Genomic DNA, 25,046 nt, shown 5'->3' on the forward strand with positions numbered 1-25,046 from the left:
AGGTGCCTACTTGCGGCCGCCGAGCGCGAACAGCAGCAACACGAAGCCGGCGAACAGGTGCGTGGCGAAGATGTAGATGCCGGCCCGGATGAGCATGGCCTTGCGTCGGCGCTTCTCCTCGCGCGTGCCGTCGCTCGTGCTCTCGCTCATGGCGGGGGTCCTCCTCGGGTCGGCCGGTCGGGTCGGGCGCGGGTTCAACGGGCTGGCCGGGCTCCTCGGGTTCAGCCGGCCCGAGGGCCTCGGCGGGCTCAACGGTGCGGCCGGCCGCCGGGCTCGCGCAGTTCGGTGAGCAGCGCGCCCTGGTCGGTGATCAGCTCGGTCAGGATCCGGCGCGCGGCCCGCAGCAGCTCGGCCACGTCCGGGGTGCTGAGCGCGTACACCACGGTGTTGCCCTCGCGGGTGGCGGCGACCAGCTGGGTACGGCGCAGCACCGCGAGCTGCTGGGAGAGGTTGGAGGGCTCGACCTCGATCTCGGCCAGCAGCTCGCGCACCGGCCGGGGCCCGTCCTGGAGCAGTTCCAGCACCCGGATCCGGACCGGGTGGCCGAGGGTGCGGAAGAACTCCGCCTTGGCCTGGTACAGCGGGACGGGCATCGTCGGCGCCCCTCCCTCGGGTACGGCTCGCTGGGCGTGCGGCCGCGCCCTCAACGGCGGCCGGCAAGCATCATCGCCACAGATGAAGGTTTCTTCAAGTCGTCACAGTGGGCGCCCGGCCGTCGCCTGTCGGTCGCCCGGCCCGCCGGGGCCGCCCCCGAGTGGTCCACGTCACATCCGGAGGGCGCTCGGGAACGCCGGAAGCCGAGTCCGGGACGCTGCCAACTCCCGGACTCGGCGGTCATGGTGAGGTTCCGTCAGCAGCCTACAGGTACATCCACCTCGACCGGGGCCGGACCCCGCCAGATCGACTCGACGGAGAAGGTCGCGTGAAGGACCGAACCGCACGGCACGGTGACGCTGATGCCGTCGACCCGCACGGTGGCGGCCGTGAACACGGCGCGCACGCTCGCCGAGCCGAGCGACTCGCCGCCGACCACCCCGGCCGACAGGCGGGTGAGCAGCTCCTGCGGCTTCGGCGGCAACGGGGTGTCCGGGGTGGGCGGACCGGCCAGGCCGATCTGCCCGTACAGCACGACACTGCCGCCGGTGACCTCGGCGCAGACCTTGGTCGACAGCCCGGCCTGGAGACCGTTGTAGCCGCAGGTCGTCACCGTGGCGACGGTCTCGGCCGCGCCGCCGGCCGACGCGGCGAGCGCCGGCGCCGGCGCCACGAGCAGGGCGACGGCACCGGCCGCGCCCGAGGCGATCCGAGTGATGCGGTTCATTGCCTTCTCCTTCGGAGGGTACGAGGAACGATCAGAACAGGTGAGGTCACATGTGACATTTCACATGTGCCATGACGGTACTTTGCCATGCGATTCCCATGCCATGACTGGGATTCTGCCTTCGAAGTGCCGAGCCGACCGAAACCAGACCTTCGATGGCGTAATCCCACCCCGGAGGGTCGGGATCCGCGCACCTGCCACGGCCGGTCTGCCCGGCGCCCGGCGCGGGGCGGTCGCCCGCCTCGCAGGCGTCGGCCTGGGGACGGCCCGCACGGCGCCCGCGCCCACGGGCGGGCCACTGTCGGCCACCGCCGGCCGACCACCGCCGGTCGGCCGCCGCCGGCTCAGTCCAGAGAGGCCCGCAGGGCGTCGACCCGGGTGACGGCGTCCGCGAAGGCCGCGCGGTCGAGGCGGCCGGAGTCCAGGGCGTCGGCGAGGGCCGTGGTGGCGTCCTCGGCCTGCTGCGGGTCGCGGGCGGAGCAGAGGATCAGGTCCATCCCGGCCTCGGCGGCAGCGACCGCACGGTCGCCCGCGCCGCCGTACGAGGCGAGGGCCTCGGCCTCCAGGGCATCGGTGACCGTGACGCCCTGGAAGCCCAGGCGTCCGCGCAGCTCGCCCTGGACCACGGCGGGCGACATCCCGGCCGGGCGGTCCGGGTCGAGCGCCGGGTAGACCGCCCAGGAGGCCATCACCAGCCGGACACCCGCCGCGATGGCCGCCCGGTAGGGCTCCTCGCCGCGGGTGCGCAGCTCGTCCAGCGGCACGGACAGGGTGACGGGGCGGTCATCGGTGTTCTCGCCGTTGGCGGCCGAGCCCAGCCCGGGGAAGTGCTTGGCGGTGGCGGCCACGCCCAGGCCCTGCTGGGCGGCGAGGAAGGCGCTGCCCAACTCGCCTACACCGGCCGGGTCCTGACCGTAGGAACGCTCATGGCGGTCGATGAAGTTGCCCGGGGTGTCGTAGACGTCCAGCACCGGCGCGAGGTTCACGTTGAGCCCCGCGTCCGCGAGCGTCCCGGCGGCGCCGACACCGGCTCGGCCCGCCGCGCCGAGCGGATCGGGGTCCGATCCGGTCCGGCGGGCGGAGAGTTCGGGCGCGCCGGGCAGGCGGCGCACCTTGCCGCCCTCCTGGTCGGTCATCAGCAGCAGCCCCTCGGGCACCGGCGACTGCGCCGCTGCTTCCCGCAACTGACCGACGGCCTCGGCGAGTTGCGCCGGGCTCGTGACATTCTCGGCGAACAGGATGACCCCGGCCGCCCGCCCCTCCCGGATCGTCCGCAGCACGCCCGGCGGCGGTGTCGGACCGGCGTACGAGAGCACGATCCGGCGCCCCGCGAGCTGCCGCGCGTCCTGATCGGCCATCTCCGCCGCCACCATCCCCTCTCCCGGGGCAACTCCGCGCCCCGGTATCGACTCCGGTATCGACGCCGGCGCGGACACCGGCGCGGACACCGGCGCCGACGCCGGTGCCGACCCGGCCGGAACCGGCCCGAGCGTGGCCGCCAACACCACCAGCATCGCGCCGAACTGGACGGTGCGCCGAAGCACGGCCATCACGCCTCCCTGAGGTCGGCAGCGGGATACGGCCCGTCAAGGCACCCACGCCTGTCAAGGCACCCGAGCCCGTCGCCACCATAGCCCGGACCCCGGAGGAGCACACCCGCGCCGACGCGGACGGGGGACCCGGGCGCCGGACGCCCTCAGCAGCCCTACCGGCGCAGCAACCGCCCCAGGACGGCGATCCCCTCCGCGATCTCCCCCGGCGCACCCGCCGCGTAGCCGAGCACCAGCCCCGGCGGGTACGGCAGGCGCGCGTGCCAGGACAGCGGCTGCACCTTGACGCCCTCGGCGAGCGCCGCCGTGGCCAGTTCGGTGTCCGTGCAGCGGGCCCCGGGCGGCAGGGTGAGCATCAGGTTCAGGCCGGCCGCCGCGCCGTGGACGGTGGCGCCGGGGAGGTGGGCGTGGACGGCGGCGATCATCGCGTCCCGTCGGCGGCGGTGGCGGTGGCGCAACAGCCGTAGGTGGCGGTCGAGTTCGCCGGACTCCATCAGCCGGGCCAGCACCAGCTGCGGCAGCACCGGGTTGCCCAGGTCGGCGAACCGCTTGGCCTCCAGGACGGCCTCGCGCAGCCGCGGCGGCACCAGCAGCCAGCCGGTGCGCAGCGCGGGGGCGAGCAGCTTGGAGATGCTGCCCGCGTAGCAGACCTGCTCCGGCAGGGCGGCGCGCAGCGCGGGGACGGGCGGGCGGTCGTAGCGGTGCTCGGCGTCGTAGTCGTCCTCGATGACCAGGCCGCCCTCGCCCGCCCAGCGCAGCAGTTCGCGCCGCCGCTCGCCGCCGAGGACGACCCCGGTCGGGTACTGGTGGGCCGGGGTGAGCAGGACGGCCGGGGCGCCGGTGGCGCGCAGCGCGTCGACCCGGACGCCCTCGGCGTCGACCGGGACGGGCGGGGTCGCGGCGAGCCAGTGGGCGAGGTGCTGGCGGGCGCCGAGCGAGCCCGGATCCTCGACGGCGACCTCGGTGACGCCCACCCGGCCGAGCGCCCGGCCGAGCAGGGCGAGGGCCTGGGCCGTCCCGGCGACGATCAGCACCTCGTCCGGGTCGGCGCGGATGCCCCGGTTGCGGGCCAGCCAGTGGGCGACGGCCTGGCGCAGTGCGGGGGTGCCGCGGACGTCTCCGTAGCCGAGGTCCGCGGCGGCGAGGCCGTCGAGGACGGCGCGTTCGGCGCGCAGCCAGGCGGCGCGGGGGAAGGCGGCGAGGTCGGGCACACCGGGGGTGAGGTCGATCCGGGCGGGCGTGCCGCGTAGCAGGTCGAACACCTCGGGGTCGGGGTCGGCGTGGAACAGGACGGGCTCCGGCCGGGCGCGCGACGGGGCCGGGGCCGGGGCCGTGTCCGACAACGGAGATGTGGCCGACCACGGGGGCGCGGGCGGCGCCGGGGCCGCGACGACGACGGTGCCGCCCCTGCCCCGGCCGGCGATCTGGCCCTCCTCGGCCAGCCGCCGGTAGGCGTCGGTCACCACTCCCCGGGAGACGCCGAGTTCGGCCGCCAGCCCCCGGGTGGCGGGCAGCCGGCTGCCCGTGGGGAGACGGCCGTCGGCGATGGCCTCGCGCACCCGGCGGGCGAGCCAGCCGGTCAGGCCGCCGGGCGGGGCGTCGGCGGTGTCGAGCTGGAGGAAGTCGGCGCCCGGGTCCGCCTGTTTGGACCTGCCGTCCGGCGCTTCTTTGGACCTGTTCACCGGGCCATTGTGGCGCGAGGGTGGGGCCATGACCACGGAAACGGCATCACTGAACGACCGGCAGGACGCCGCAGACCCCGGCCCCGGCCCCGACTACGCCCCGGGTTACGTCCACGGCTACTCGGAGACCGAGGCGCAACGGCTCGGCGACCAGGCGGACACCCTCGCCGAGCTGCTGCACGCGGGCACCGCGTACCCGGCGGGCAGCCGGGTGCTGGAGGCGGGCTGCGGGGTGGGGGCGCAGACCGCGCACCTGCTGGCCGCCTGCCCCGGCGTGCTGCTGACGGCGGTGGACGTCTCCGCGGAGTCGCTGGCGCGGGCCCGGGCCCGGGTGGCGGCCGAGGCGCCCACCGCGCGGGTCACCTGGCACCACGGCGACCTGCACCGACTCCCCTTCCCGGACGGCTCCTTCGACCACGTCTTCGTGTGTTTCGTGCTGGAGCACCTGGCCGACCCGGTGGCCGCGCTGACCGCGCTGCGGCGGGTGCTGCGGCCGGGCGGCACGATCACGGTGATCGAGGGCGACCACGGCTCGGCCTTCTTCCACCCGCAGGGCCCGGCGGCCCGCGACGCGGTCGACCTGCTGGTGCGGCTCCAGGCGGCGGCCGGCGGTGACGCCCTGCTCGGGCGCCGCCTGTACCCGCTCCTGACCGAGGCCGGCTTCCGGGACGTGGCCGTCCGCCCCCGCACCGTCCACGCCGACGGCGCCCGCCCCGCCCTGGTCGAGGGCTTCACCCGGCGCACCTTCGTCGCGATGGTCGAGGCCGTTCGCGCCGAGGCGCTGGCCGCCGGTCTGACCACCCCCGACGCCTTCGACCACGGCATCGCCGAACTGCGCCGCACGGCCGAGCCGGGCGGGACGTTCCACTACACCTTCTTCAAGGCGGTGGCGGTCAACCCGTAGGCCGGTCGGGCGGGGAGGTCCGCCCGCGCGCCCGACCGCTCACTCCGGGCTGTCGCCGAGGGCGGCCAGGAGGGTGCGCATGGCGTCGACGAGGGCGGCGGTCCCGGGGTCGTCGAGGCCGGCGAGGAGGGCGCGCTCGGTGGCGAGGTGGTCGGGGAGGGCGCGGTCGATCAGGGCGTGGCCCTCGGGGGTGAGCGCGACCACGCGGCTGCGGCCGTCCTGGTCACTCTGGGTGCGGGTGACCAGGCCGCGGGCCTCCAGACGGTCGAGGCGCTGGGTGATGGCGCCGGAGGTGACCATGGCGGACTGCATCAGCCCGGTGGGGGTGAGGCGGTAGGGCGGGCCGCTGCGCTTGAGGGTGGCGAGGACGTCGAAGGAGGCGGCGTCCAGGCCGTGTTCGCCGAAGGTCCGGTTGAGCTCCGCGTCCACCAGGCGGTAGAGGCGCTTGAGCCGGCCGAACACCTCCATCGGAGAGACGTCCAGGTCGGGGCGCTCGACGGCCCATTGCGCGACTACTCGGTCCACATGATCTGCATCTGCCACAGGTTCAGGGTAGGGGATCCCGTCGGGATTCCTTAGCGATGAGGTAACTGTGAGCCACGTCACCCCGCCAAAGCGGTGAGAGATACCTTAGCACTGAGATACATTTGCTTAGTGCTAAGAAATCGCCTCGGAATCGTGCTGGTGACGGCGACGGCCCCCGCCGTCTGGGGGTCGACGTACATCGTCACCACCGAACTGCTCCCGCCCCACCGTCCGCTCCTCGCAGCCGTCCTCCGGGCCCTGCCCGCGGGGCTGCTGCTGATCGCCGTCACCCACCGGCTGCCGAAGGGCAGCTGGTGGTGGCGCGCACTGGTCCTCGGCGCGCTGAACATCGGCGCCTTCCTCGCCCTCCTCTTCATAGCCGCCTACCGCCTCCCCGGCGGGGTCGCCGCCACCGTCGGCGCCGTCCAGCCGCTGATCACCGCCGGACTCTCGGCCGCGCTGCTCGGCGACCGGCTCACGCCGCGGACGGTGATCTGCGGCATCGCGGGGATCGCGGGCGTCAGCCTGCTGGTCCTGCGGGCCGACGCCCAGCTGGACGCCGTCGGCGTGGCCGCCGCGTTCGCCGGCGCGGTCGTCATGGCCACCGGCGTCGTCCTCTCCAAACGCTGGGTCTCCCCCGCCCCGCTGCTCGCCACCACCGGCTGGCAGCTCACCGCCGGCGGACTGCTGCTGGTGCCGGTCGCACTGTTCGTCGAGGGCGCCCCGCCGTCCCACCTCACCGGCGGCAACCTGCTCGGTTACGGCTACCTCAGCCTGATCGGCGCGGCGCTCACGTACGCGCTCTGGTTCCGCGGGATCCGGGCACTGCCGCCGACCTCGGTCTCCTTCCTCTCGCTGCTCAGCCCGGTGGTCGCCACCGCGATCGGCTGGCTGGCCCTCGGGCAGGACCTCAGCCCGCTCCAGGCGCTCGGCGCACTGATCGTCCTCGGCTCGCTGATCGCGGCCCAGACCCGGCGCCGCCCCGGCACCACCGCGCCCTCCGCGCCCTCCGCGCCCTCCGCGCCCTCCGCTCCGGCCGCCCCCGCCTCCGCACCGCCCGTCCGCGAGAACGCCTGACCCCGCCTCGTCTCCGCCGAAGCCCCTTCCGCACTCCCCGATCCCCGCCCAGCAGCCGCTGGCACCCACCGCACCAGGAGAACCTCCATGCACATCACCGTGTTCGGCGCCACCGGCAACGTCGGCAGCCGGGTGGTGACCGAGGCGCTCGCCCGCCGCCACCGGATCACCGCCGTCCTGCGCGACCCCGCCAAACCGCACGGTCTGCCGGCCGCCGTCGCCCTCGGTGTCGGCGACGCCCGTGACCCCGAGGACGTCGCCCGCCTCGCCGCCGGGCAGGACCTGGTGATCACCGCCACCCGCCCGGCGCCCGGCAGCGAGCACGAGCTGTCCGCCGCCACCCGGGGCCTGCTGGCCGGTCTCGCCGGAACGGGCGTGCGTCTGATGGCCGTCGGCGGCGCGGGCAGCCTCACCCTCCCCGGCCGCGGCGGGACGGCCCTCGCCGACGACCCCGGCTTCCCCGCCGAGCTCCGGCCGATCGCCCGGGCCTGCCGCGAGCAGCTCGACCTCTACCGCGCCGCCGACCCGGACGTCGACTGGACCTACCTGAGCCCCGCCGCCCTGCTCGAACCCGGCGAGCGCACCGGCCGCTTCCGGCTCGGACGGGACGAACTGCTGGTGGACGCCGAGGGAGCCTCGGTGATCTCCATGGAGGACCTCGCCGTCGCCCTTCTCGACGAGGCCGAGCAGCCCGCGCACCGCCGCACCCGCTTCACCGCCGCCTACTGACCTGGGGCGATCCTCCGTGTCCGGGGTGTACCCAGCACCACCCCGGACACGGAACCCCGCATGATCGACCGTCAGGTCGAGCTCGGACAGGATCATTCCCGTGAACACCAACGCATCGAACACCACGGCCTCGCACCCCATCACGCCGAGCACCACCGCGCCGAACACCACCGCCTCGCACACCCCGGCGGCCGGCGCCACCGCCTCCCGCACCCGGCGCGCCGCCCTGGCCGTCGCCGCCGCCGTCCTGGCCGGCCTCGCCGTGCCGGCCACCGCCAGCGCCGCCCCGGACGCCGGCCGGAACCCGGGCGACGCCGAGGTCGCCCCCGCCCGCTACACCCACCAGGCCCTCGCCTGGCAGCCCTGCGCCAAGCAGCCGGCGCTGGACTGCGCCACCATGACCGCCCCGCGCGACTGGCACCACGCCGACGCCGGCGCCGACGTGACGATCGCCGTCTCCCGGCACCGCGCCGGCGACCCGGCCAAGCGCAAGGGCACGCTGCTGATGGCCGCCGGCGGCCCCGGCGCGTCGGGCCTGCTGCGCCCGGCGAACCTGGCCACGGCCGCCCCGGCCGTCGGCGCCGCGTACGACATCGTGGGCTTCGACCAGCGCGGGGTCGGCGAGAGCACCCGGGCCGTGTGCCAGACGCCGGAGGAGTTCCAGGACTTCCTGGCCGGCGACTTCCGCGACCAGTCCCCGGCGGCGATCGACCGGGTGGTCGCCAACTCCAAGAAGCTGGCCGCCAGTTGCCAGGAGCGCACGGGCGACCTGCTGCCCTACCTGAACACCGAGCAGACCGCCCACGACATCGACCTGTTCCGCGGCCTGCTCGGCGAGCAGAAGCTCAGCTACTTCGGCCCCTCCTACGCCTCGATGATCGGGGCCTACTACGGGACGCTCTTCCCGCACCGGGTCGAGCGGATGATCCTGGACAGCAACATCGGCTTCGACGGCACCTGGGAGAAGTTCGAACTGGGCCAGCCGATGAGCTTCCAGCGCCGCTTCGACGAGGACTTCGTGCCGTGGCTGGCGGCCCGCGACGCCACCTACCACTGGGGCTCCACCCCCGAGGAGGTGCAGGCGCACTGGGAGCAGCGGCGCGCCGCGCTGCACGACCAGCCCATCGTCGACGGCTCCCTGACGATCGGCCCGAACCAGCTGGACAACGGCGCGATCAGCGCGATCTACGAGCGGGACACCTTCCCCTTCCTCGCCCAGGCCCTGACCGCCGTCGACGACTGGCAGGGGACCGACCCCGCGGCCAGGACGATGGCCGGGCGGCTGTTCGGCCAGTACCTCAGCCCGGAGTTCCTCGCCGAGTACTTCTCGGTGACCTGCAACGACACCCCGTGGACCAAGGACATGGACACCTGGGTCCAGCGCGGCGCGGAGAACACCGCGCGCTATCCGCTGGCGGGCGCGCGCACGCTGGCCTTCAGCGCGGTCTGCGCGGCCTGGCCGACCGCGCCCGCCCCCAAGGTCAAGGTGACCGGCGCCCACCTGCCGACGGTGCTGATGCTCAACTCGGTGCACGACCCGGCGACGTACTACGAGGCCGCGCTCGGCGCGCACCGCGCGCTGCGCGGCTCCAAGCTGGTGACCGTCACCGGGAGCGGCGACCACGGCCAGTACCCCACCGCCAACTCCTGCGTCACCGACGTCGTCGAGAGCTACCTGCTGGGCGGCCGCGCCCCCGAGCGCGACCTCGTCTGCCCCACCCCGCAGGCGGGTTGAGTGCCCGGCCGCTCGACCGCGGCCGTCGGGGCGCGCGTCGGGTGAGGCACGGCGGGGCGCCGACCGTCACGGGTCGACGCCCCCGCCGTGCCGGCGCCCCTCGGGGCGCGTTCGTCCAGCAGGCGGCCCGCGACTGGCCGAAAGACTGCGAAAGCCCGAGCGGGCGGCCGCTGTTGTGCCTCACGTCCCCCGGCTCCGGGGAATACTGCCATGGCCGTAGTCGCCACACACGGGAGCGAGCCCATGGTGAAGGTCGTCGAGACCACGGATACCCAGATCACCGCCGCAGTGGCCGAGCAGGCGCAGCAGGCCGGCCTCGGCCTGCTGCGCCAGTGCTTCCTGGTGCTGACGAAGACACGGCTGTTCGGCAAGCCGCGCGACGAGGAGAAGCTCCGGGTCTACCACTTCGACCACGGCCTGGTGCACGAGGGCGGGGGCCTGGAGCTCACGGTCTTCCGCTGGGACGAGGTCTCGACCGTGATGCAGGCGACCGTCGCCCACTACTCGCACAACATCTACACCGAAACGGACTTCTCCTACCGGTTCATCCGGGACGACGGGGAGACGTTCACGATCGACGGCAAGTACCGCGACCCGCGGCGCGCCAAGCTCAGCGGCGGGGACAGGGGCACCCAGCTGGGCAGGTGGGCGGAACTGGGCGAGGTCGCCGCGCACTACGTCGCGGCCACCCAGCTCTCCGGGGCCCGGGCCTCGCTGGCGGACGGAGGGGAACTGGCCTTCGGCGACCTGCTGGTCAGCTCGGCCGGTCTGCGCACGGTGAAGCGCGGTCTGGTGCCCTGGTCCGACATCAAGTCGATCAGCGTGGTCAACGGCTACCTGGTGGTCAAGAAGGACGGCAGGTTCCTCTCGCTGTCGAACACCGCGGTCAGCCGGATCCCGAACTACGCGCTCTTCATGATGCTGCTGGGCCGTTCCGGCTGACGCACGGCCGGCCCGGACAGGCCCTGGATCGCCGTCAGGACCGCGAGTCGCTCGCCGCACGCCCCAGCCGCGACCGGAGCCAGGCGAAGGCGGCGGCGAGCCCGGCGAAGCCCCCGACGGCGAGCTTGATGCCGGCCTTGGCGACGATCCAGCCGACCCAGGGGACGCTCCAGCCCAGCCAGTGGAAGACGGCCAGCAGGACGGCGGCGCCGCAGAGGGCGGCGAGCACCGTCACGGCCACGGCGGCGGCCCGCGAGAGCTCTCGCGGGCCGTCGTCCGTCGCGTCCTGCGCCTGGTCGCCCGTCAGCTGCTTCGTGTCCCCATCACCCATGGGGATCATCCTACGGATTCCTCACCGGCGGGCGCGATGGGTGTCGCCGAGGTGCTCGCCGGTCTCGTCGTCGGGAAAGCTGACGGCGAGGGTGACGCGGTACTCGTCCACGTCCTCGCGGTGCCCCGGCACCCGGGCCCAGGCGAGCGAGTGCACCTCGGCCCCGGGGGCCTGCCGGCACCAGGCGGCGGCCTCCTCCAGTACGCGGGCGGCCGAACGCCCGGTGCACACCACCGCGGTGTACGCGGCGACGGCGAGGTCCCCACCGCTGCGGGCGACCCGCGAGACCGCCCGGACGGCGGCCGCGGCCTGGGTCAGGTCGCGGGCCAGGTCGTCGACCGCCCGAGGGGGGGCCGGAAGGACGACCGCTCCCTCGGCGACGGTCTCGGGCAGGTTCGCGCTCACAGTCCGGGCCTCCATCCGCATGGTCACGGGGCACAGCATGCCGGGCGGAGATTCCTGGCATGCCCTTTTCACCAGAACGTCACCCGTCCAGGGGCGAGTTGGGGCCGCCCCCTGGTGTCCGCACGCCCGCCCTGGTAGGGAAACGCCCGCCCGGCGGCGGACATCCACGCAGGTCAGGAGGGTCAGCGGCGGGCGCCGCCGGGGAGCCCGGAACGACGCGCACGCACCACCCCCGCGCCCCGGACCGCCGGTCCGGGCCCCTGCACGCCCGGCCCACCACCGGCACGCCCCCGGCCAACTCCCTTGGCAGGAACGGGAGATACCGCCGACGCTCGACCCACACAGCCCTCCGGTGCCGCCACCGGGCCTGCGGACGGAACCCGTGGCGGACGCGCACACGCCCCAACTCGCTTACCCGGCCGGGCCGTCGGCCAGCCTGGCCGCGACGCGGATCGGGCCCCCGGCCCGAGCCCGAGCGGGCATTCCCCCACCCCTGCTGACCTGCGGTGTTCGACGTCGGCGCCGGGCCGCGGCAACCTCCGGCCGCCCCTGTCGCGTCAGACCGTCGTGATACTAATCGTTGCGACGGCGGGAGCCGCCGTCCGGCGGCAGGCACGATGACGACGGTTCATCCGTTCCGGCAGGGTCGGGACGGCTACGGGGAGGGGCACGGTATGACGGCGAGGTTCGGCAAGGTGCAGGGCGGGCGCGGACTGCGGCTCGGCAAGCGGGTCACGGGGACGGCTGCGGCCTTCACCGCACTCGCCGCACTGACGGGCTCCCAGGTGACGGGCTTCGGGCTCGCCCCGGTCGCGGCCGCCGACGCCGTGACGTCGCCGGACGCCTCCGCCTCCCAGCCCGGCTCACCGGCCGGCGGCAGCCCGACCGGCGGCGCCGGCAGCGCCTTCGGCACCGGCGTCCCGGCCGACGGCGGCGGCACCGTCCAACTGCCGCAGCCGCCCGGCACGGTGCCCGGCGCGCCCGCCGCCGGCCCCTTCGCCGCCACCGGCCCGGCCCTGCCCGCGACCGTGCTCGCCGCCTACCGCCAGGCCGAGGCCTCGGCCGCACAGCGCTCGCCCGGCTGCCACCTGCCGTGGCAACTGCTGGCCGCGATCGGCCAGGTCGAATCCGGCCAGGCCAACGGCGGCCAGGTGGACGCGACGGGGACGACCCTCACCCCGATCCTCGGTCCGGCGCTGGACGGCAACGGCTTCGCCGCGATACCCGACAGCGACGGCGGGCGCTACGACGGCGACGCGCGCTGGGACCGCGCCGTCGGGCCGATGCAGTTCATCCCCTCCACCTGGGCGACCTGGGGCACGGACGCCAACGGCGACGGCAAGGCCGACCCGAACAACATCTTCGACGCCGCCGAGAGCGCCGCCCGCTACCTGTGCGCGGGCGGGCGCGACCTCGCCGACCCGGCGCAGCTCGACCGGGCGATCCTCAGCTACAACAACTCGGGCGAGTACCTGCGGACGGTCCGCAACTGGATGGCGCACTACGGCAGCGGCAGCGTCACCACCGTGCCGAACCGCCCGGCCTCCTCGACCCCGCCGGCCTCGCTGCCCTCCCCGCTGCTGCCGCTCGCGCCGCTGCTGCCGCCGACCGGGACGACTCCTGGCGCCACCCCCGGGACGCCGAACGCCCCCGGGACCACCCCGACCCCGGGCGGGCAGCCCTCGCCGAGCGCGCAGCCGACCTCGCCGGCCCCGACGCCGTCCTCCTCCGCGCAGCCGACGACGGACCCGAGCACCCCCTCGACGGGCACGCCCAGCAGCACGCCGCCGTCGACCCCGCCGGCCACGCCGTCCGGCACGCCGTCGACCACTCCGTCGGGCACCCCCTCCGGCACCCCGTCCTCGACGGCCACCCCGACCGGCACGCCGTCCGGCACCCCCACCACGACGCCGACCACGACGCCGACCGGAACTCCCACCGACTGCCCGAGCCCGACGGCCACGACCACCCCGACGGGCAGCCCGTCCCCGACGGCCACCCCGACCGGAACGCCGTCCGGCACCCCGGCCGCCCCCGGGTGCGCCACGGCGACGCCGACCCCCGGTGGCACTCCCACCCCGGGCGGCACCCCCTCCTCCGCCGCCCCGAGCACGACCCCCAGCGCGGGCCTCTCCCCCTCGGCCGCCCCGCCGACCCGCTGACACCGCCCCATCCGCCGACGGCCCGCACCCCTGGTGCGGGCCTTCCGCGTTCCCCGCCCCGCCCCGCCAAGCTTCCGAGACCGAGACCGAGCCCGAGACCGAGAGCTGGACCGAGACCTACGCCGGATCCGACCCGGCCCCGGCCCCGGGCAACGCCCCTGGCCCCAGCGCCGCCCGGTGCACCCGCCACCGCGCGAGCATCCCGTGCAGTTCGTCCACCATGAACGCGAAGAAGGCCGCGCTCTCCGCCAGCCGCTCCCCCGCGACGGTGCCCGCGCCGACGGTGGCCTCGCCCTCCCTGAGCACCCGCACCCAGCGCAGCAGGTACTCGTCGCGCCGGGTCAGCGACTCGAACCAGACGTCGTTCAGCACCCGATAGCGGTCGCGCCGCGAGCCCGGCTCGCGCTCCTTGGCGGCCAGGCCGATCTGAGTGAGGTAACGCATCCCGCCGGACACCGCGGCCGGGCTGATCCGCAGCCGTTCGGAGAGCTCGGCGGAGGTCAGGACGCCGCTCTCCTCGGCCATCAGGCAGGAGAAGAGCCGGGCCGGCATCCGGCCCATGCCCGCGGCCACCAGCTCGGCCGCGAACCGTTCGACGAAGTCCGACACCGCCTGCTCGTCGCGCTCCTTCTCCGCTTCCCGCTCCACCACGCGCGCCTTCCCCTCTCCGGTGATCAACAACTCGACTGAACTTTAACGCCTTCCCAATATTCACGTTTTTCTGAAACTACGGTAGCTTCAGCAGCATGACGAAGGCAATCGCTCTGACCGGCCTCCGCAAGACCTTCGGCCGGACCACCGCGCTGGACGGCCTCGACCTCACCGTCGAGACCGGCGAGGTGCACGGATTCCTGGGGCCCAACGGCGCCGGGAAGTCCACCGCCATCCGGGTGCTCCTCGGTCTGCTGCGCGCCGACGGCGGCAGCGCCCGGCTGCTCGGCAAGGACCCCTGGCACGACGCCGTCGAACTGCACCGCCGCCTCGCCTACGTCCCCGGCGACGTCGAACTGTGGCCCAACCTCACCGGCGGCGAGGCCATCGACCTGCTCTCCCGGCTGCGCGGCCGGCTCGACCGCCGCCGCCGCGACGAGCTGATCGAGCGCTTCGACCTCGACCCCACCAAGAAGGGCCGCAGCTACTCCAAGGGCAACCGGCAGAAGGTCGCCATCGTCGCCGCGCTCGCCTCCGACGCCGAACTGCTGCTGCTCGACGAGCCGACCTCCGGCCTCGACCCGCTGATGGAGGTGGTCTTCCAGGACGTCGTCCTCCAGGCCCGGCGGCAGGGGCGGACCGTCCTGCTGTCCAGCCACATCCTGGACGAGGTGGAGAAGCTCGGCGACCGGGTCAGCATCATCCGCCACGGCCGGGTGGTGCAGACCGGCAGCCTCGGCGAACTGCGCCACCTCACCCGCACCACGGTCGAGGCCGAGACCCACCGCCCCGTCACCGGGCTGGAGACGCTGGAGGGCGTGCACGCCGTCCGCACCGAGGGCACCCGGGTGCGCTTCGCCGTGGACGGCGCCCACCTCGACGCCGCCGTCCGCCGCCTCGGCGAGGCCGGGCTGCGCAGCCTGGTCAGCCACCCGCCCACGCTGGAGGAGCTGATGCTGCGCCACTACGGCGACGAGCTGGCCGCCAACGGGCACCCGGTCGACGGCGAGGCCGCCCGATGACCGCCACCACCACCGCGACCAGCGCGCCCGCCACGGCCCCGCGCCCGCCACGCCCGCGCACCACCCTGGCCGGCACCGCCACGCTGCTCCGCTTCGCCCTGCGCCGTGACCGGCTCCGCCTCCCCGCCTGGGTGCTCGGCCTCGGCCTGCTCACCCTCGCCAGCGCCAACAGCGTGCACACCCTCTACCCGACCGCCGCCGACCGCGCCTCGATCGCCCACGCCTCCGCCGGCCCGGCCGTCCTCGCCATGACCGGCCCCGGGCACTACCTGGCCGACTACACCTGGGGCGCCATGCTCGGCCACCGGCTGCTCGGCCTGCTGGCGGTGCTGGCCGGGCTGATGAGCGTGCTGACCGTCACCCGGCACACCCGGGCCGAGGAGGAGAGCGGGCGGGCCGAGCTGGTCCGCTCCGCCGCCGTCGGCCGGCACGCCCAGCTCGCGGCCGCCCTCGGCGCCGCAGCCGTCGCCGACCTCGCGCTCGGCCTGCTGCTCGCCGCCGGGCTGCCCGCCCTCGGCGTCCCCGGGCTCGGCACCGGCGGCGCGCTGCTGTTCGGGGCCGCGACCACCGCCGCCGGACTGCTGTTCGCGGCGGTCGCCGCCGTCGCCGTCCAGGTCACCGCGCACGCCCGGACGGCCTCCGGGCTGGCCCTCGCGGTGCTCGGCACCGCCTACGCGGTGCGCGCGGCCGGGGACGCCGGGTCGAACGGGCTCTCCTGGGCCTCCCCGATCGGCTGGCTCCAGCGCAGCTACCCCTTCGTGGACGACCGCTGGTGGCCGCTGCTGCCCGCGCTCGCCCTGGCCGCCGTCACCGGGGCGGCCGGCTTCGCACTGAGCACCCGACGGGACGTGGGCGCCGGGCTGCGCGCCGCCCGCCCGGGGCCGCCCACCGCCCGCCCCGCCCTCGGCACCCCGCTCGGCCTCGCCCTGCGCCTGCACCGCGGCCTGCTGGGCGGCTTCGCGGTCGCGCTGCTGCTGCTCGGCGCGATGTACGGGTCACTGCTGGGCGGCGCCGACGCGATGGTCAAGGACGTCGACCAGCTGAAGGAGGCCCTCGCCCGGCTCGGCGGCCGCTCGCTCACCGACTCCTTCGCCGCGATGACCCTGCTGGTGGTGGCGGTGGTCGGCGCGGTCTACGCGGTGCTGGCGACGCTGCGCCCGCGCGCCGAGGAGAGCGCCGGGCGGGCCGAGCCGGTGCTGGCCACCGGGGTGTCCCGGTCCGGTTGGCTGGGCGGGCACCTGGCGGCGGCGCTGCTGGGCTCGACCGCGGTGCTGCTCGCGGCGGGGACGGGCTTCGGCCTGGCCGGGGCGCTGTCCACCGGTGACGCCGACGCGTTCCCGCGACTGGTCGGCGCGGCCCTGGCGTTCGCGCCCGCCCAGTGGGTGACGGTGGGGTTCGCCGCCGCCGTGTACGGCTGGCTGCCCCGGGCGACGCAGCTGGCCTGGCTGGTGCCGGCGTACGCGTTCGTGATCGGTTACCTGGGCCCGCTGCTGAAGCTCCCGGCGGGCCTGGACCGGCTCTCCCCGTTCGGGCAGGTGCCCCGGCTCCCGGCGGCCGCCATGGACTGGACGCCGCTCGCGGCGCTCACCCTGGTCGCGGCCGCCCTGATCGCCCTGGCGCTGGCCGGGTTCCGGCGCCGCGACCTCGAAACGCGCTGACTCCCGGGGCCGCGGCGGGGGAAGCGGACGGGGCCGGCCACGGCGGGCCGGCCCCTGGCCGGGTCACAGGTGCTTGACCAGCTCCGGCATCAGGTCCTGGAAGGTCCGCCCGCTGGCCGGCTGCCCGATCGCGGTCATCTGCCAACCGGCGGGCGTGCGCTGCACCTTGGCCATGATCTGCGCGGTGTACGGGCCGCCCCCGGTGAGCGTGTACCGGGCCAGCTCGGCGCCCGTCTGCTCGTCGACCAGCCGGCAGAAGGCCGCCTCGACCTCCTGGAAGGTCTGGCCGGTGAAGGAGTTGACGGTGAAGAGGATCTGGTCGACCTCGGCGGCCATCTTGGTCAGGTCGACGGTGATCGACTCGTCGTCGGTCGCGTCGCCCGCGCCGCCGACCAGGTTGTCGCCGCTGTGCCGGACGGAACCGTCATTGCTGTTGAGGTGCTGGAAGAAGACCACGTCCACCGGCCGCCCCTGGGAGAACAGCACCGCCGAGGCGTCCAGGTCGATCTCCCGACCGGCGGCCAGCAGCTTGGCGAAGAAGCCCTTGGGCTGCGCGGCCTTCCAGCCCAGGCCCATCCGGACCACACTCAGCTGACCGCCGCCCGGCTTCTCCAGGCTGATCTTCTGCCCCTTGGCCAGCGAAACGCTCATCGTGCCCTCCTCGTCCCTGCCGCCGCTCCGTGCCGTGAATCTACAGCACTGTCGAACATCTATGATCATCCGACCGGCGCGCTCCCAGCACCCCTACCCCGCACTCCCCCCGCCGTCACCACCGGGGGCGGTCTGCACACTGTCAAGCGCCCCGGGGAGGAGCTTGTGCGGGGCGGCGCGCAATCCGGCTCGGCCAACCTGGCAACCGGCGATTCCGACGTCTGGCGTAGCCGCGAGCAGGGGCCGAACAGGCGGGCGGCCCGCGGACTAGGGTCGGCTCGGAGGCGCCGCCGACCGGGAGAACGGCCGCCGCCGCACCGAGCGTTCCGCGCACGTTCCCGTGATCCGCCAACCCACGCTGGGGGGACCACCATGTCCGAGCACGAAGGAACACCGCCCGCACCCGCCACCGCCGCCACCACCTCGCGCCTCGGCCGCCGCCGCCTGCTGCGGGCCGGCCTGGGCACCGGCGGCGCGCTCGCCGCCGTCCGGCTGCTGCCCGGCGGCCAGGCCTGGGCCGCCGCCCCGGAACCCGCGCCCGCGCCCGTACCGGAGTCCGTGCCCGCACCCGCCACCCTCCCCGGCGGCGGCACCGCCACGGCGCAACCCTGGCCGGACTGGGCCCGGTTCGCCCGCGTCGGCGACGGCACCTTCAACGAGCCCGCCGACATGCAGAGCGCCGTCGACGCCCTCAAGGCGCAGAACGTCAGCGTCATCGAACTCGACACCCTGCTCTCCAACTGGCTCACCGACGCCGAGTTCGCGGCCCACATGGCCGAGGTGAAGACCTTCACCGGCCTGGCGCACGCCGCCGGCCTCAAGGTCGTCATGTACTACCCCTCCCTGGAGCTGATCTCCCCCGGCGGCGAGAAGGGCCGCTCGTTCTACAAGAACGACCAGGGCGGCGCCTGGGTCCAGCGCGACCTCGCCGGAAAGCCCAACGTGTTCTACGGCAGCGTGGTGGTCTGGGTCGACCCGGGCGACGAGAGCGTCTGGCTCAGCCCCAACTCTCCTTGGCGGGACTACTACCTCAAGCGGATCAAGGGCGTGGCCGCCACCGGCGTGGACGGCATCTGGCCGGACGTCCCGATCTACTTCGACGGCGTGCTCTCCTGGTGCGACGCCTCCACCTGGGGCGCGGCCGCCTTCAAGGCCGACACCGGCCTCGCCCTGCCCAAGGCCGCCGACTTCACCGACCCGGCGTTCCGCCGCTACCTCGAATGGCGCCACCGCAACCTGCTCCAGTTCCAGCTCGACATCGCCGCCGCCGGGCGCGCGGTCAACCCCGACCTGGTCACCTTCGTCGAGACCGTCTCGATGGACTACCGCTACGCCACCTCGATCGGCCTGGACGGCGGCTACCTGCGCCAGGCCGAGGGCGCCGTCAGCCAGGTCTGGGAGGTGGACATCCTCGGCAACTACGACGGCATGCGGCACGCCACCGCCTCCGACTGGGTCTGTCTCATCTCGATGTACAAGTACGCGCGCGGCGCCAGCGGCACCAAGCCCGCCTGGGCGTTCTCCTACGGCTGGCAGGCCGACGACGCCTCGCTGGTGATGTCCCAGCTGATCGCGGCCGGCTGCAACCCCTACGAGGTGAAGACGCCGTACAAGAACGACACCGTGGACGCGGCGATGCGCGCCCGGATGTACCGCTTCGTCCAGACCAACCAGGAGCGGCTCTACAACGCCGCCTCGGCCGCCCAGGTCGGCGTCTACCACTCCAGCCCGTCCCGGGACTACGTCAGCCCGGGCGCGGGCATCGGGATGTACGTCAACGCGACCGCGCCGGCCGGGATCAGCGACTGGTGGGGCGGCGACGACCCGGAGCAGAGCTGCGCCTCCGTCCCCTGGCTGGGCGAGTTCCGGGGCGCGGTGAAGGCGCTGGTGTACGCGCACATCCCGTTCGACACGGTGCCCAGCCCCGGCCTGGCCGCCGCCGACCTGGCCCGGTTCAAGGTGCTGCTGCTGCCCGACCTCCAGGCGGTCTCGGACGCCGAGGCGGCCGTGCTGCGGGGCTTCGTCGCGGCCGGCGGGACGATCGTGATCACCGGCCCGGCGCCCACCGCGCTCGACGAACTGGGCGGCCAGCGCGCCGAGTTCGCGCTCTCCGACGTGCTCGGGCTGCGCCGGGGCAGCCCGCTGCCGGCCGGCAAGCAGAACGCCTACGGCAGCGGCACCTGCTGGTACGTCCGCAACCGGGCCGGGCTCAGCTACCTCACCAAGACCGACCAGGCCTCGGCCGACCAACTACTCGCCCCCGTCCGCCAGTCCGCACCGCCCGCCGTCACCCTGGCCGGGGACCGCCGGATCTTCCTGGACGCGCGGCGGCTCGGCAACGACACCGTCGTCCACCTGGTGAACTTCACCAACTTCGGCGACACCCCGGCGGCCTTCCGCACCACGCCCGCCAACTGCGCGCTCTCCTACGCCCTCCCGGCCGGCGCCGCCGTCACGGCCGTCACCGTCGCCACCCCGGACGGCACCGACCCGACGCCCAAGCCCGTCCCGTACACCGTCACGGGAGCGACGGTCAGCGTGCCGCTGACCGTCGTGCAGTACTCGGTGGTGACGGTGACGGTGAGCTAGAGCGCGGGCGCGGGGATGCGCCAGAGGGCGGCGGGGTTGGCCTCGCCGCCCGGGGCGGACTCGAAGGCGATCCACTTCCCGTCCGGGGACCAGCTCGGCGCGCCGTCGTACGAGCCGTCGTCGCCGGTCACCCGGACGGGGCGGCCGCCGTCGGCCGCGACCACGAAGACCTGGGCGTTCGGCAGGTCGCCGAGGTTGGAGGAGAACACCAGGTACCGGCCGTCCGGGGACCAGGTGGGGTCGGTGTGCTCGCCCGGCACGTCGGTGACCTGGCGCAGGCCGGTGCCGTCCGCGCCGACCGTCCACAGCGCCCAGTTCTCGCCGCCGGCGGCGCGCCGCTGGAAGACGATCCGGTCGCCCCGGGGCGACCAGTTCGGCTGCCGGTTGTCGGTGCCGGTGCCCTTGCCGTCGACCAGCCGGAGGGGGGCGCCGCCGGCGCGGCGGACCTTCCAGAGCGAGTCCTGTTCGGCGTCGTCGCCGTGCACGGCGGCGTGTTCCGGCTCCCAGCTCTGCTGGAAGACGATCCACGCGCCGTCCGGGGAGAAGCTCGGCTCGCTGTAGCCGCTGCCGTCCTCGTGCCGGGTGACCCGCTCGGGGCTGCCGCCGGGCGTCATCAGCCAGACCTCGTCGTGGCCGGACTCCCGGTCGGTGGCGAAGGTGAAGGCGCCGGTGGCGGCGTTCCAGCTGGTGCCCGGGAGGTTGACGGCGGCCTTGTCGGGATCCTCCAGGACCTTCTGCGGCGCGCGGGCGCCGTCCAGCGGCAGCACCCCGAGGGCGGCGGCGCCCTTGTTGTAGCCCTCGCTGAACTCGGTCAGCAGCACCGAGCGGCCGTCCGGGGCGAAGGCGGGGTTCTGGGCGCTGCGACCGCCCTCGGCCCGGTAGAGCAGCTCGGCGCCGTCGGCCCGGCGCTCGCCCCCGGTCGGCGGCGCGCCGCCGGCCCGGCTCGGCCTGGGCTGCGGCCCGTCCTCGGAGCCGGATTCGGCGCAGCCGGACAGCAGCAGCGCCGTGACGGCCGCGGCGGCGAAGAACGTGCGAGTCCTCATGACCCACAAGCTAGTTGACGCTTCGTCACATCGCGTCCGCCCGCAGGCGGATCAGGCGTCGCCGTCCAGCAGGTGCTGGCGGACCTCCTGGAAGGTCCAGGCCCCGCCGGCCGGGCGGGCGAACACCCAGACCAGGTCGAAGCGGTCCGGCCAGGTGGCGGGTGCGCCGCTGCCGGCGGCGCCGAGCGCCTCGACGATCCGCGGGATCCGCGAGTGCTCCCAGCAGATCAGCACCGGCCGGGGCCCGGCCAGGGCAGCGCCGGCCAGGGCGGTCTCCTGGGACTCGGCGTACCCGGTGTCGACGGTCAGCCCGAGTTTGGCGGCGAGCGGGGTGACGGTCTGCCGCATCCGGTGCGCCCCCGCCAGTGGGCCCTGGTCGGCGGCGGCGAGGATCCGGGCGGGGGTGCGCAGGCCGGGTGCGGGCGGGGCGAACAGGGTGGGCAGCGCCCGGGCGCGGGACCAGCCGCGCTCGGTGAGGGACTTGCCGTCGTGGCCGCCGTTCTCGTCCAGTCCCGGGTGGCCGCCGTCCGGCTTCTCGCCGTGCCGGATGATCATCACCAGGGCCTCGCCGCCCGCGTCGCTCGCCCTGGCCGCGCCGGCCTCCTCGCCCGCCTTCTTGCCGGCCTTGCCGGAGGAGGCCGAGCAGCCCGCCAGCAGCACCGGAGCGGCGATCGCCAGGCCGGCGAGCAGGGTGCGCCGGGCCGGCCGCGCCGCCACTCGGTGCTCCATCTCTCGGCCCCCCGTCACCTGGTCCCCCGCCACTCGGTGCCCCGTCACTCGGTCCCCCGTCACTCGGCACCCCGCTCCAGGCGCACCAGCGCGTCGACCGCGACGCCGTCGCCCTCGCCCTTGTGCCCGGGCTCCGGGCCGACCGTCCGGTGCACCCGTTCGGCCCGGACGGTGCGCAGGCCGCGGTCCGCGAGGTCGGCGAGGACGTCCTCCGGGGTGAACAGCACGGCCGGGTCCTGCGGGCCGCCGACGCCCTCGGTGAGGTTGCTCAGGTCGTGCCCGACCACCAGCAGGGTGCCGCCGGGAGCGAGCGCGGCGGCGGCGCGGCGCAGCGCGGCCCGCCGGTCCCGGGCGGGGACCTGGAGGTAGGCGACCAGGATCAGGTCGTAGCCGGCGGCGGGGGCCTCGAAGGTGCGGGCGTCGCCGTGCCGCCAGGTGAGCCGGTCGGCGACCTCGTCGGGCAGGTCGGCGGTGAGCCGCTCGGCACGTTCCAGGGCGACGGCGGAGTAGTCCAGCCCGGTGACCTCCCAGCCCCGGCCGGCCAGCCAGATGGCGTTGCGGCCTTCGCCGGCGGCCAGGTCGAGGGCGTGGCCGGGGACGTGGGCCGGGGTGAGGCCGGTCAGTTCGCGGACCACCCAGCGGTTGGGCTCGGCGCCCCACACCAGCTCGGTCGCGGCGTAGCGGTCGTCCCAGTCCTGGCTGTCCATCGCGAGTCCTCCGTTCGGCGGGCCTGCTCCGCAGCGGTCAACCTACCGGGCCCGGGCGGCGGCGGCCCGGAACGGTCCAGCGGGCGGACACCCTTGACGGCGAATATTGGTCCAGTCCAATCTGTGATGTCGTGACGCGAGCGGGTCAGCCGGCCCGCCGCGCCCGCCGTCCGTACGTCGGCACGCTCCACCTGCCCGCGCGCCCCCACAGCGCCCGGGCGGCTCCCCCGGCCCACCCCGGGCCACGCACCGCCGGAACCCCCACACATCCGGAGGACAACCGCATGCACGACCGCGTCACGCCCGCACGGCCCGCCCAGGCCGCCGGGCACCGGACCGCCCCGCGCAGACGGGCCATGGCCCTGGCCCTCGCCGCCACGCTCAGCACCAGCGGCGCCGCCCTCGCCCTGACCCTCAGCCCCGCCTCGGCCGCCCCGGTGAACCTGCTGGCCAACGGCGACTTCGAGGCCGGCACCCTGACCGGCTGGACCTGCGCCAACGGCTCCGTCGTCACCACCCCGGTGCACGGCGGGAGTTACGCGCTCAGCGGCGCGGCCTCGGCCTCCGACACCGCGCAGTGCCAGCAGACCGTCACCGTCCAGCCGAACACCACGTACACCCTGTCCGGCTTCGTCCAGGGCAGCTACGTCTACCTCGGCGCCACCGGGACGGGCGTCAACTCCCCGGTCTGGACACCCGGCGGCACCGGCTGGAACCAGCTGAGCACCACCTTCACCACCGGCGCCACCACCACCTCGGTGACGGTCTTCACCCACGGCTGGTACGGCACCGGCGCCTACTACGCCGACGACCTCAGCCTGACCGGCCCGGCCGGGCCCACCTCCACCGGCAGCCCGACGGCCACCAGCAGCCCGACCGCGAGCGGCAGCCCGACGGCCTCCACCAGCCCGACCGCGTCCAGCAGTCCGACCGCGTCCGGCAGCCCCACCGCGAGCGGCAGCCCCACCGCGTCCGGCAGCCCGACCGCGACGGCCACCGCCAGCGGCCCGGCCGGGGACGGCAAGGTCACCACGCCCACCGGCGTCGCCGTCACCAAGGTCACCGCGGGCGCCGTGGTGCTCACCTGGCAGCCCTCCACCCTGACCACCGGCGACGGCCCGATCGCCTACAAGGTGTGGTCCAACGGCCAGCTGGTCGCCACCTCGATGGGCACCTCCGTCGCCGTCAGCTCGCTGCTGCCCGGCAAGGCGTACACCTTCAGCGTCCAGGGCTACTCCGGCTCCCACGCCTCCGCCCAGTCCGCCGCGGTGAGCACCACGACGGCCGCCGCCCCCGCGCAACAGCCCGTCCGCTCGGCCTACTTCGACCAGTGGGGCGTCTACGAGAACGCGTACTACCCGAAGAACGTCGACACCAGCGGCGCCGCTGGCAAGCTGGACGTCATCCACTACGCGTTCGCCAACATCGACCCCACCAAGCTCACCTGCTTCCAGGCGGTGAAGGCCTCCGACTCGACCAACGAGAACAACCCCAACGCCGGTGACGGCGCGGGCGACGCCTACGCCGACTACCAGTCCGACTACAACTCCGGCACCAGCGTGGACGGCAGCAGCGACACCTGGGAGCAGCCGCTCAAGGGCAACTTCAACCAGCTGCGCCAGCTCAAGGCCAAGTACCCGAACCTGCGGTTCACCATCTCGATCGGCGGCTGGACGTACTCCAAGTACTTCTCCGACGCCGCCGCCACCGACGCCTCCCGGAAGACCTTCGTCTCCTCCTGCGTCGACATGTTCCTCAAGGGGAACCTGCCGACCGGCGTCGCGGGCGACGCCTCCGGCGGCGCGGCCACGGCGGCCGGCATCTTCGACGGCGTCGACCTCGACTGGGAGTACCCGGGCTCGGCCGGCGGCCACACCGGCAACCACTACTCCCCCGCCGACAAGCAGAACTTCACCCTCCTGCTCAAGGAGTTCCGCACCCAGCTGGACGCGCTCGGCTCCGCCCAGGGCAAGCGCTACCTGCTGTCCGCCGCCCTGCCCAGCGGCCAGGACAAGATCGCCCAGCTGGAGACCGACAAGATCGGCAACTACCTCGACTACGCCGACGTCATGTCCTACGACATGCACGGCGCCTGGGACGCCAAGGGCCCGACCAACCACCAGGACCCGCTGCACGACAGCCCGGCCGACCCGACCACGCCGATCACCCCCGGCACCCGCAAGTACAACGTCGACACCATGCTCGCCGCGTACACCACCGGCCTGCCCGAGTACGGCATCCCCGGCGGCTTCCCGGCCAACAAGCTGGTGCTCGGCATCCCGTTCTACTGGCGCGGCTGGACGGGCGTCCCGGCCGGCTCCAACTACGGCCTGTACCAGAGCGCGACCGGCCCGACGGCCGCCAAGCCGCTGAGCCAGGAGGCCGGACTGGCCGCCTGGAAGGAGCTCAACCCGACCGCCGCCACCACCCACTGGGACCCGGTCACCGAGAGCAGCTGGGTCTACGACGGCACCAACTTCTGGACCGGCGACACCCCGCAGGCCATCCAGGCGCGCGGGGCCTACACCAAGAGCAAGGGCCTCGGCGGCCTGTTCGCCTTCTCCCTGGAGAACGACGACGCCTCCGGCACGCTGCTCAACTCCATGGACGGCAGCCTGCGCTGACGTCCGGCA

The 25,046-nt window shown here is 74.8% G+C and carries 23 protein-coding genes; 10 read left to right on the top strand and 13 right to left on the bottom strand.

Translation table 11 applies throughout. The features are described from left to right. Nucleotides 1–6: 6 nt before the first annotated feature. The 5 genes from AB0O19_RS02780 to AB0O19_RS02800 form a co-directional block, all read right to left on the bottom strand. The gene (locus AB0O19_RS02780) at nt 7–150 is read right to left on the bottom strand and encodes a DUF6126 family protein (RefSeq protein WP_159398578.1); all 144 of its coding nucleotides are present in this window, start codon (nt 148–150) and stop codon (nt 7–9) included. Nucleotides 151–248: 98 nt separating this feature from the next. Next, nucleotides 249–593, bottom strand: coding sequence for a metalloregulator ArsR/SmtB family transcription factor (locus tag AB0O19_RS02785; protein ID WP_063350638.1), 345 nt, complete (start codon nt 591–593; stop codon nt 249–251). A gap of 257 nt (nt 594–850) precedes the next feature. Continuing rightward, entirely contained in the window at nt 851–1,321 is a 471-nt protein-coding gene (locus tag AB0O19_RS02790) for a hypothetical protein (protein ID WP_363617255.1), read from the bottom strand. Between the two features lie 344 nt (nt 1,322–1,665). After that, nucleotides 1,666–2,679: a glycoside hydrolase family 3 N-terminal domain-containing protein gene (locus AB0O19_RS02795; RefSeq protein ID WP_363617257.1), complete on the bottom strand. Its 1,014-nt coding sequence runs from the start codon at nt 2,677–2,679 to the stop codon at nt 1,666–1,668. A gap of 347 nt (nt 2,680–3,026) precedes the next feature. After that, on the bottom strand, nt 3,027–4,553 hold the full coding sequence (locus AB0O19_RS02800; protein ID WP_363617259.1) for a PLP-dependent aminotransferase family protein: 1,527 nt from the start codon (nt 4,551–4,553) through the stop codon (nt 3,027–3,029). 28 nt (nt 4,554–4,581) lie between these two features. Here AB0O19_RS02800 and AB0O19_RS02805 point away from each other — a divergent pair, with 28 nt between their 5' ends. Further along, nucleotides 4,582–5,457, top strand: a complete 876-nt coding sequence (locus tag AB0O19_RS02805) for an L-histidine N(alpha)-methyltransferase (protein ID WP_363617261.1) — start codon at nt 4,582–4,584, stop codon at nt 5,455–5,457. A 39-nt stretch (nt 5,458–5,496) separates the two neighbouring features. Here AB0O19_RS02805 and AB0O19_RS02810 read toward each other — a convergent pair whose 3' ends face one another. Next, nucleotides 5,497–6,000 carry a MarR family transcriptional regulator gene (locus AB0O19_RS02810; RefSeq protein WP_363617263.1) on the bottom strand — a complete coding sequence of 168 codons (504 nt, stop codon included), beginning with the start codon at nt 5,998–6,000 and terminating at the stop codon, nt 5,497–5,499. 111 nt (nt 6,001–6,111) lie between these two features. Between AB0O19_RS02810 and AB0O19_RS02815 the strand changes: the two genes are divergently transcribed. From AB0O19_RS02815 to AB0O19_RS02830, 4 genes are all read left to right on the top strand, one after another. Beyond that, complete coding sequence (locus AB0O19_RS02815) at nt 6,112–7,059, top strand: EamA family transporter (RefSeq protein WP_363617264.1); 948 nt, start codon at nt 6,112–6,114, stop codon at nt 7,057–7,059. 87 nt (nt 7,060–7,146) lie between these two features. After that, entirely contained in the window at nt 7,147–7,788 is a 642-nt protein-coding gene (locus AB0O19_RS02820; protein WP_363617266.1) for an NAD(P)H-binding protein, read from the top strand. Between the two features lie 100 nt (nt 7,789–7,888). Further along, complete coding sequence (locus AB0O19_RS02825) at nt 7,889–9,523, top strand: alpha/beta hydrolase (RefSeq protein WP_363617268.1); 1,635 nt, start codon at nt 7,889–7,891, stop codon at nt 9,521–9,523. Between the two features lie 243 nt (nt 9,524–9,766). Next, complete coding sequence (locus tag AB0O19_RS02830; RefSeq protein ID WP_363617270.1) at nt 9,767–10,465, top strand: DUF6585 family protein; 699 nt, start codon at nt 9,767–9,769, stop codon at nt 10,463–10,465. 34 nt (nt 10,466–10,499) lie between these two features. On the opposite strand, the gene AB0O19_RS02835 is transcribed toward AB0O19_RS02830, so the two are convergent. Both AB0O19_RS02835 and AB0O19_RS02840 read right to left on the bottom strand, forming a co-directional pair. Beyond that, nucleotides 10,500–10,796 carry a hypothetical protein gene (locus AB0O19_RS02835; protein ID WP_363587482.1) on the bottom strand — a complete coding sequence of 99 codons (297 nt, stop codon included), beginning with the start codon at nt 10,794–10,796 and terminating at the stop codon, nt 10,500–10,502. 21 nt (nt 10,797–10,817) lie between these two features. Then, nucleotides 10,818–11,201 carry a hypothetical protein gene (locus tag AB0O19_RS02840; RefSeq protein WP_363587480.1) on the bottom strand — a complete coding sequence of 128 codons (384 nt, stop codon included), beginning with the start codon at nt 11,199–11,201 and terminating at the stop codon, nt 10,818–10,820. A 674-nt stretch (nt 11,202–11,875) separates the two neighbouring features. Between AB0O19_RS02840 and AB0O19_RS02845 the strand changes: the two genes are divergently transcribed. Then, entirely contained in the window at nt 11,876–13,363 is a 1,488-nt protein-coding gene (locus AB0O19_RS02845) for a lytic murein transglycosylase (RefSeq protein WP_363617272.1), read from the top strand. Nucleotides 13,364–13,480: 117 nt separating this feature from the next. Here AB0O19_RS02845 and AB0O19_RS02850 read toward each other — a convergent pair whose 3' ends face one another. After that, a complete protein-coding gene (locus AB0O19_RS02850) occupies nt 13,481–14,014 on the bottom strand; it encodes a MarR family transcriptional regulator (RefSeq protein ID WP_363617274.1) in 534 nt (177 codons plus the stop codon). A gap of 95 nt (nt 14,015–14,109) precedes the next feature. On the opposite strand from AB0O19_RS02850, the gene AB0O19_RS02855 reads away from it, so the two are divergent. Together AB0O19_RS02855 and AB0O19_RS02860 are read left to right on the top strand one after the other, a co-directional pair. Beyond that, nucleotides 14,110–15,036 (top strand): ABC transporter ATP-binding protein, encoded by a 927-nt coding sequence (locus tag AB0O19_RS02855; protein WP_363617276.1) that lies wholly within the window; start codon nt 14,110–14,112, stop codon nt 15,034–15,036. Next, nucleotides 15,033–16,694: an ABC transporter permease gene (locus tag AB0O19_RS02860; RefSeq protein WP_363617278.1), complete on the top strand. Its 1,662-nt coding sequence runs from the start codon at nt 15,033–15,035 to the stop codon at nt 16,692–16,694. Before AB0O19_RS02855 ends, AB0O19_RS02860 begins: the two co-directional genes overlap by 4 nt. A gap of 63 nt (nt 16,695–16,757) precedes the next feature. Here the strand turns inward: AB0O19_RS02860 and AB0O19_RS02865 are convergent, their stop codons facing one another. Further along, nucleotides 16,758–17,345 (bottom strand): TerD family protein, encoded by a 588-nt coding sequence (locus AB0O19_RS02865; protein WP_350879397.1) that lies wholly within the window; start codon nt 17,343–17,345, stop codon nt 16,758–16,760. A 372-nt stretch (nt 17,346–17,717) separates the two neighbouring features. Here AB0O19_RS02865 and AB0O19_RS02870 point away from each other — a divergent pair, with 372 nt between their 5' ends. Beyond that, nucleotides 17,718–19,934 carry a hypothetical protein gene (locus AB0O19_RS02870; protein ID WP_363617280.1) on the top strand — a complete coding sequence of 739 codons (2,217 nt, stop codon included), beginning with the start codon at nt 17,718–17,720 and terminating at the stop codon, nt 19,932–19,934. On the opposite strand, the gene AB0O19_RS02875 is transcribed toward AB0O19_RS02870, so the two are convergent. From AB0O19_RS02875 to AB0O19_RS02885, 3 genes are all read right to left on the bottom strand, one after another. Continuing rightward, on the bottom strand, nt 19,931–20,977 hold the full coding sequence (locus AB0O19_RS02875; RefSeq protein WP_363617282.1) for a hypothetical protein: 1,047 nt from the start codon (nt 20,975–20,977) through the stop codon (nt 19,931–19,933). The genes AB0O19_RS02870 and AB0O19_RS02875 overlap by 4 nt on opposite strands. A 51-nt stretch (nt 20,978–21,028) precedes the next feature. Next, entirely contained in the window at nt 21,029–21,694 is a 666-nt protein-coding gene (locus AB0O19_RS02880; protein ID WP_363617284.1) for a hypothetical protein, read from the bottom strand. Nucleotides 21,695–21,765: 71 nt separating this feature from the next. Then, nucleotides 21,766–22,413 carry a class I SAM-dependent methyltransferase gene (locus AB0O19_RS02885; protein WP_363587464.1) on the bottom strand — a complete coding sequence of 216 codons (648 nt, stop codon included), beginning with the start codon at nt 22,411–22,413 and terminating at the stop codon, nt 21,766–21,768. Between the two features lie 284 nt (nt 22,414–22,697). On the opposite strand from AB0O19_RS02885, the gene AB0O19_RS02890 reads away from it, so the two are divergent. After that, nucleotides 22,698–25,037, top strand: a complete 2,340-nt coding sequence (locus AB0O19_RS02890; RefSeq protein ID WP_363617285.1) for a glycosyl hydrolase family 18 protein — start codon at nt 22,698–22,700, stop codon at nt 25,035–25,037. Nucleotides 25,038–25,046 lie beyond the last annotated feature (9 nt).

It is taken from the genome of Kitasatospora sp. NPDC091276 (assembly GCF_040684355.1).
GTDB lineage: Bacteria > Actinomycetota > Actinomycetes > Streptomycetales > Streptomycetaceae > Kitasatospora.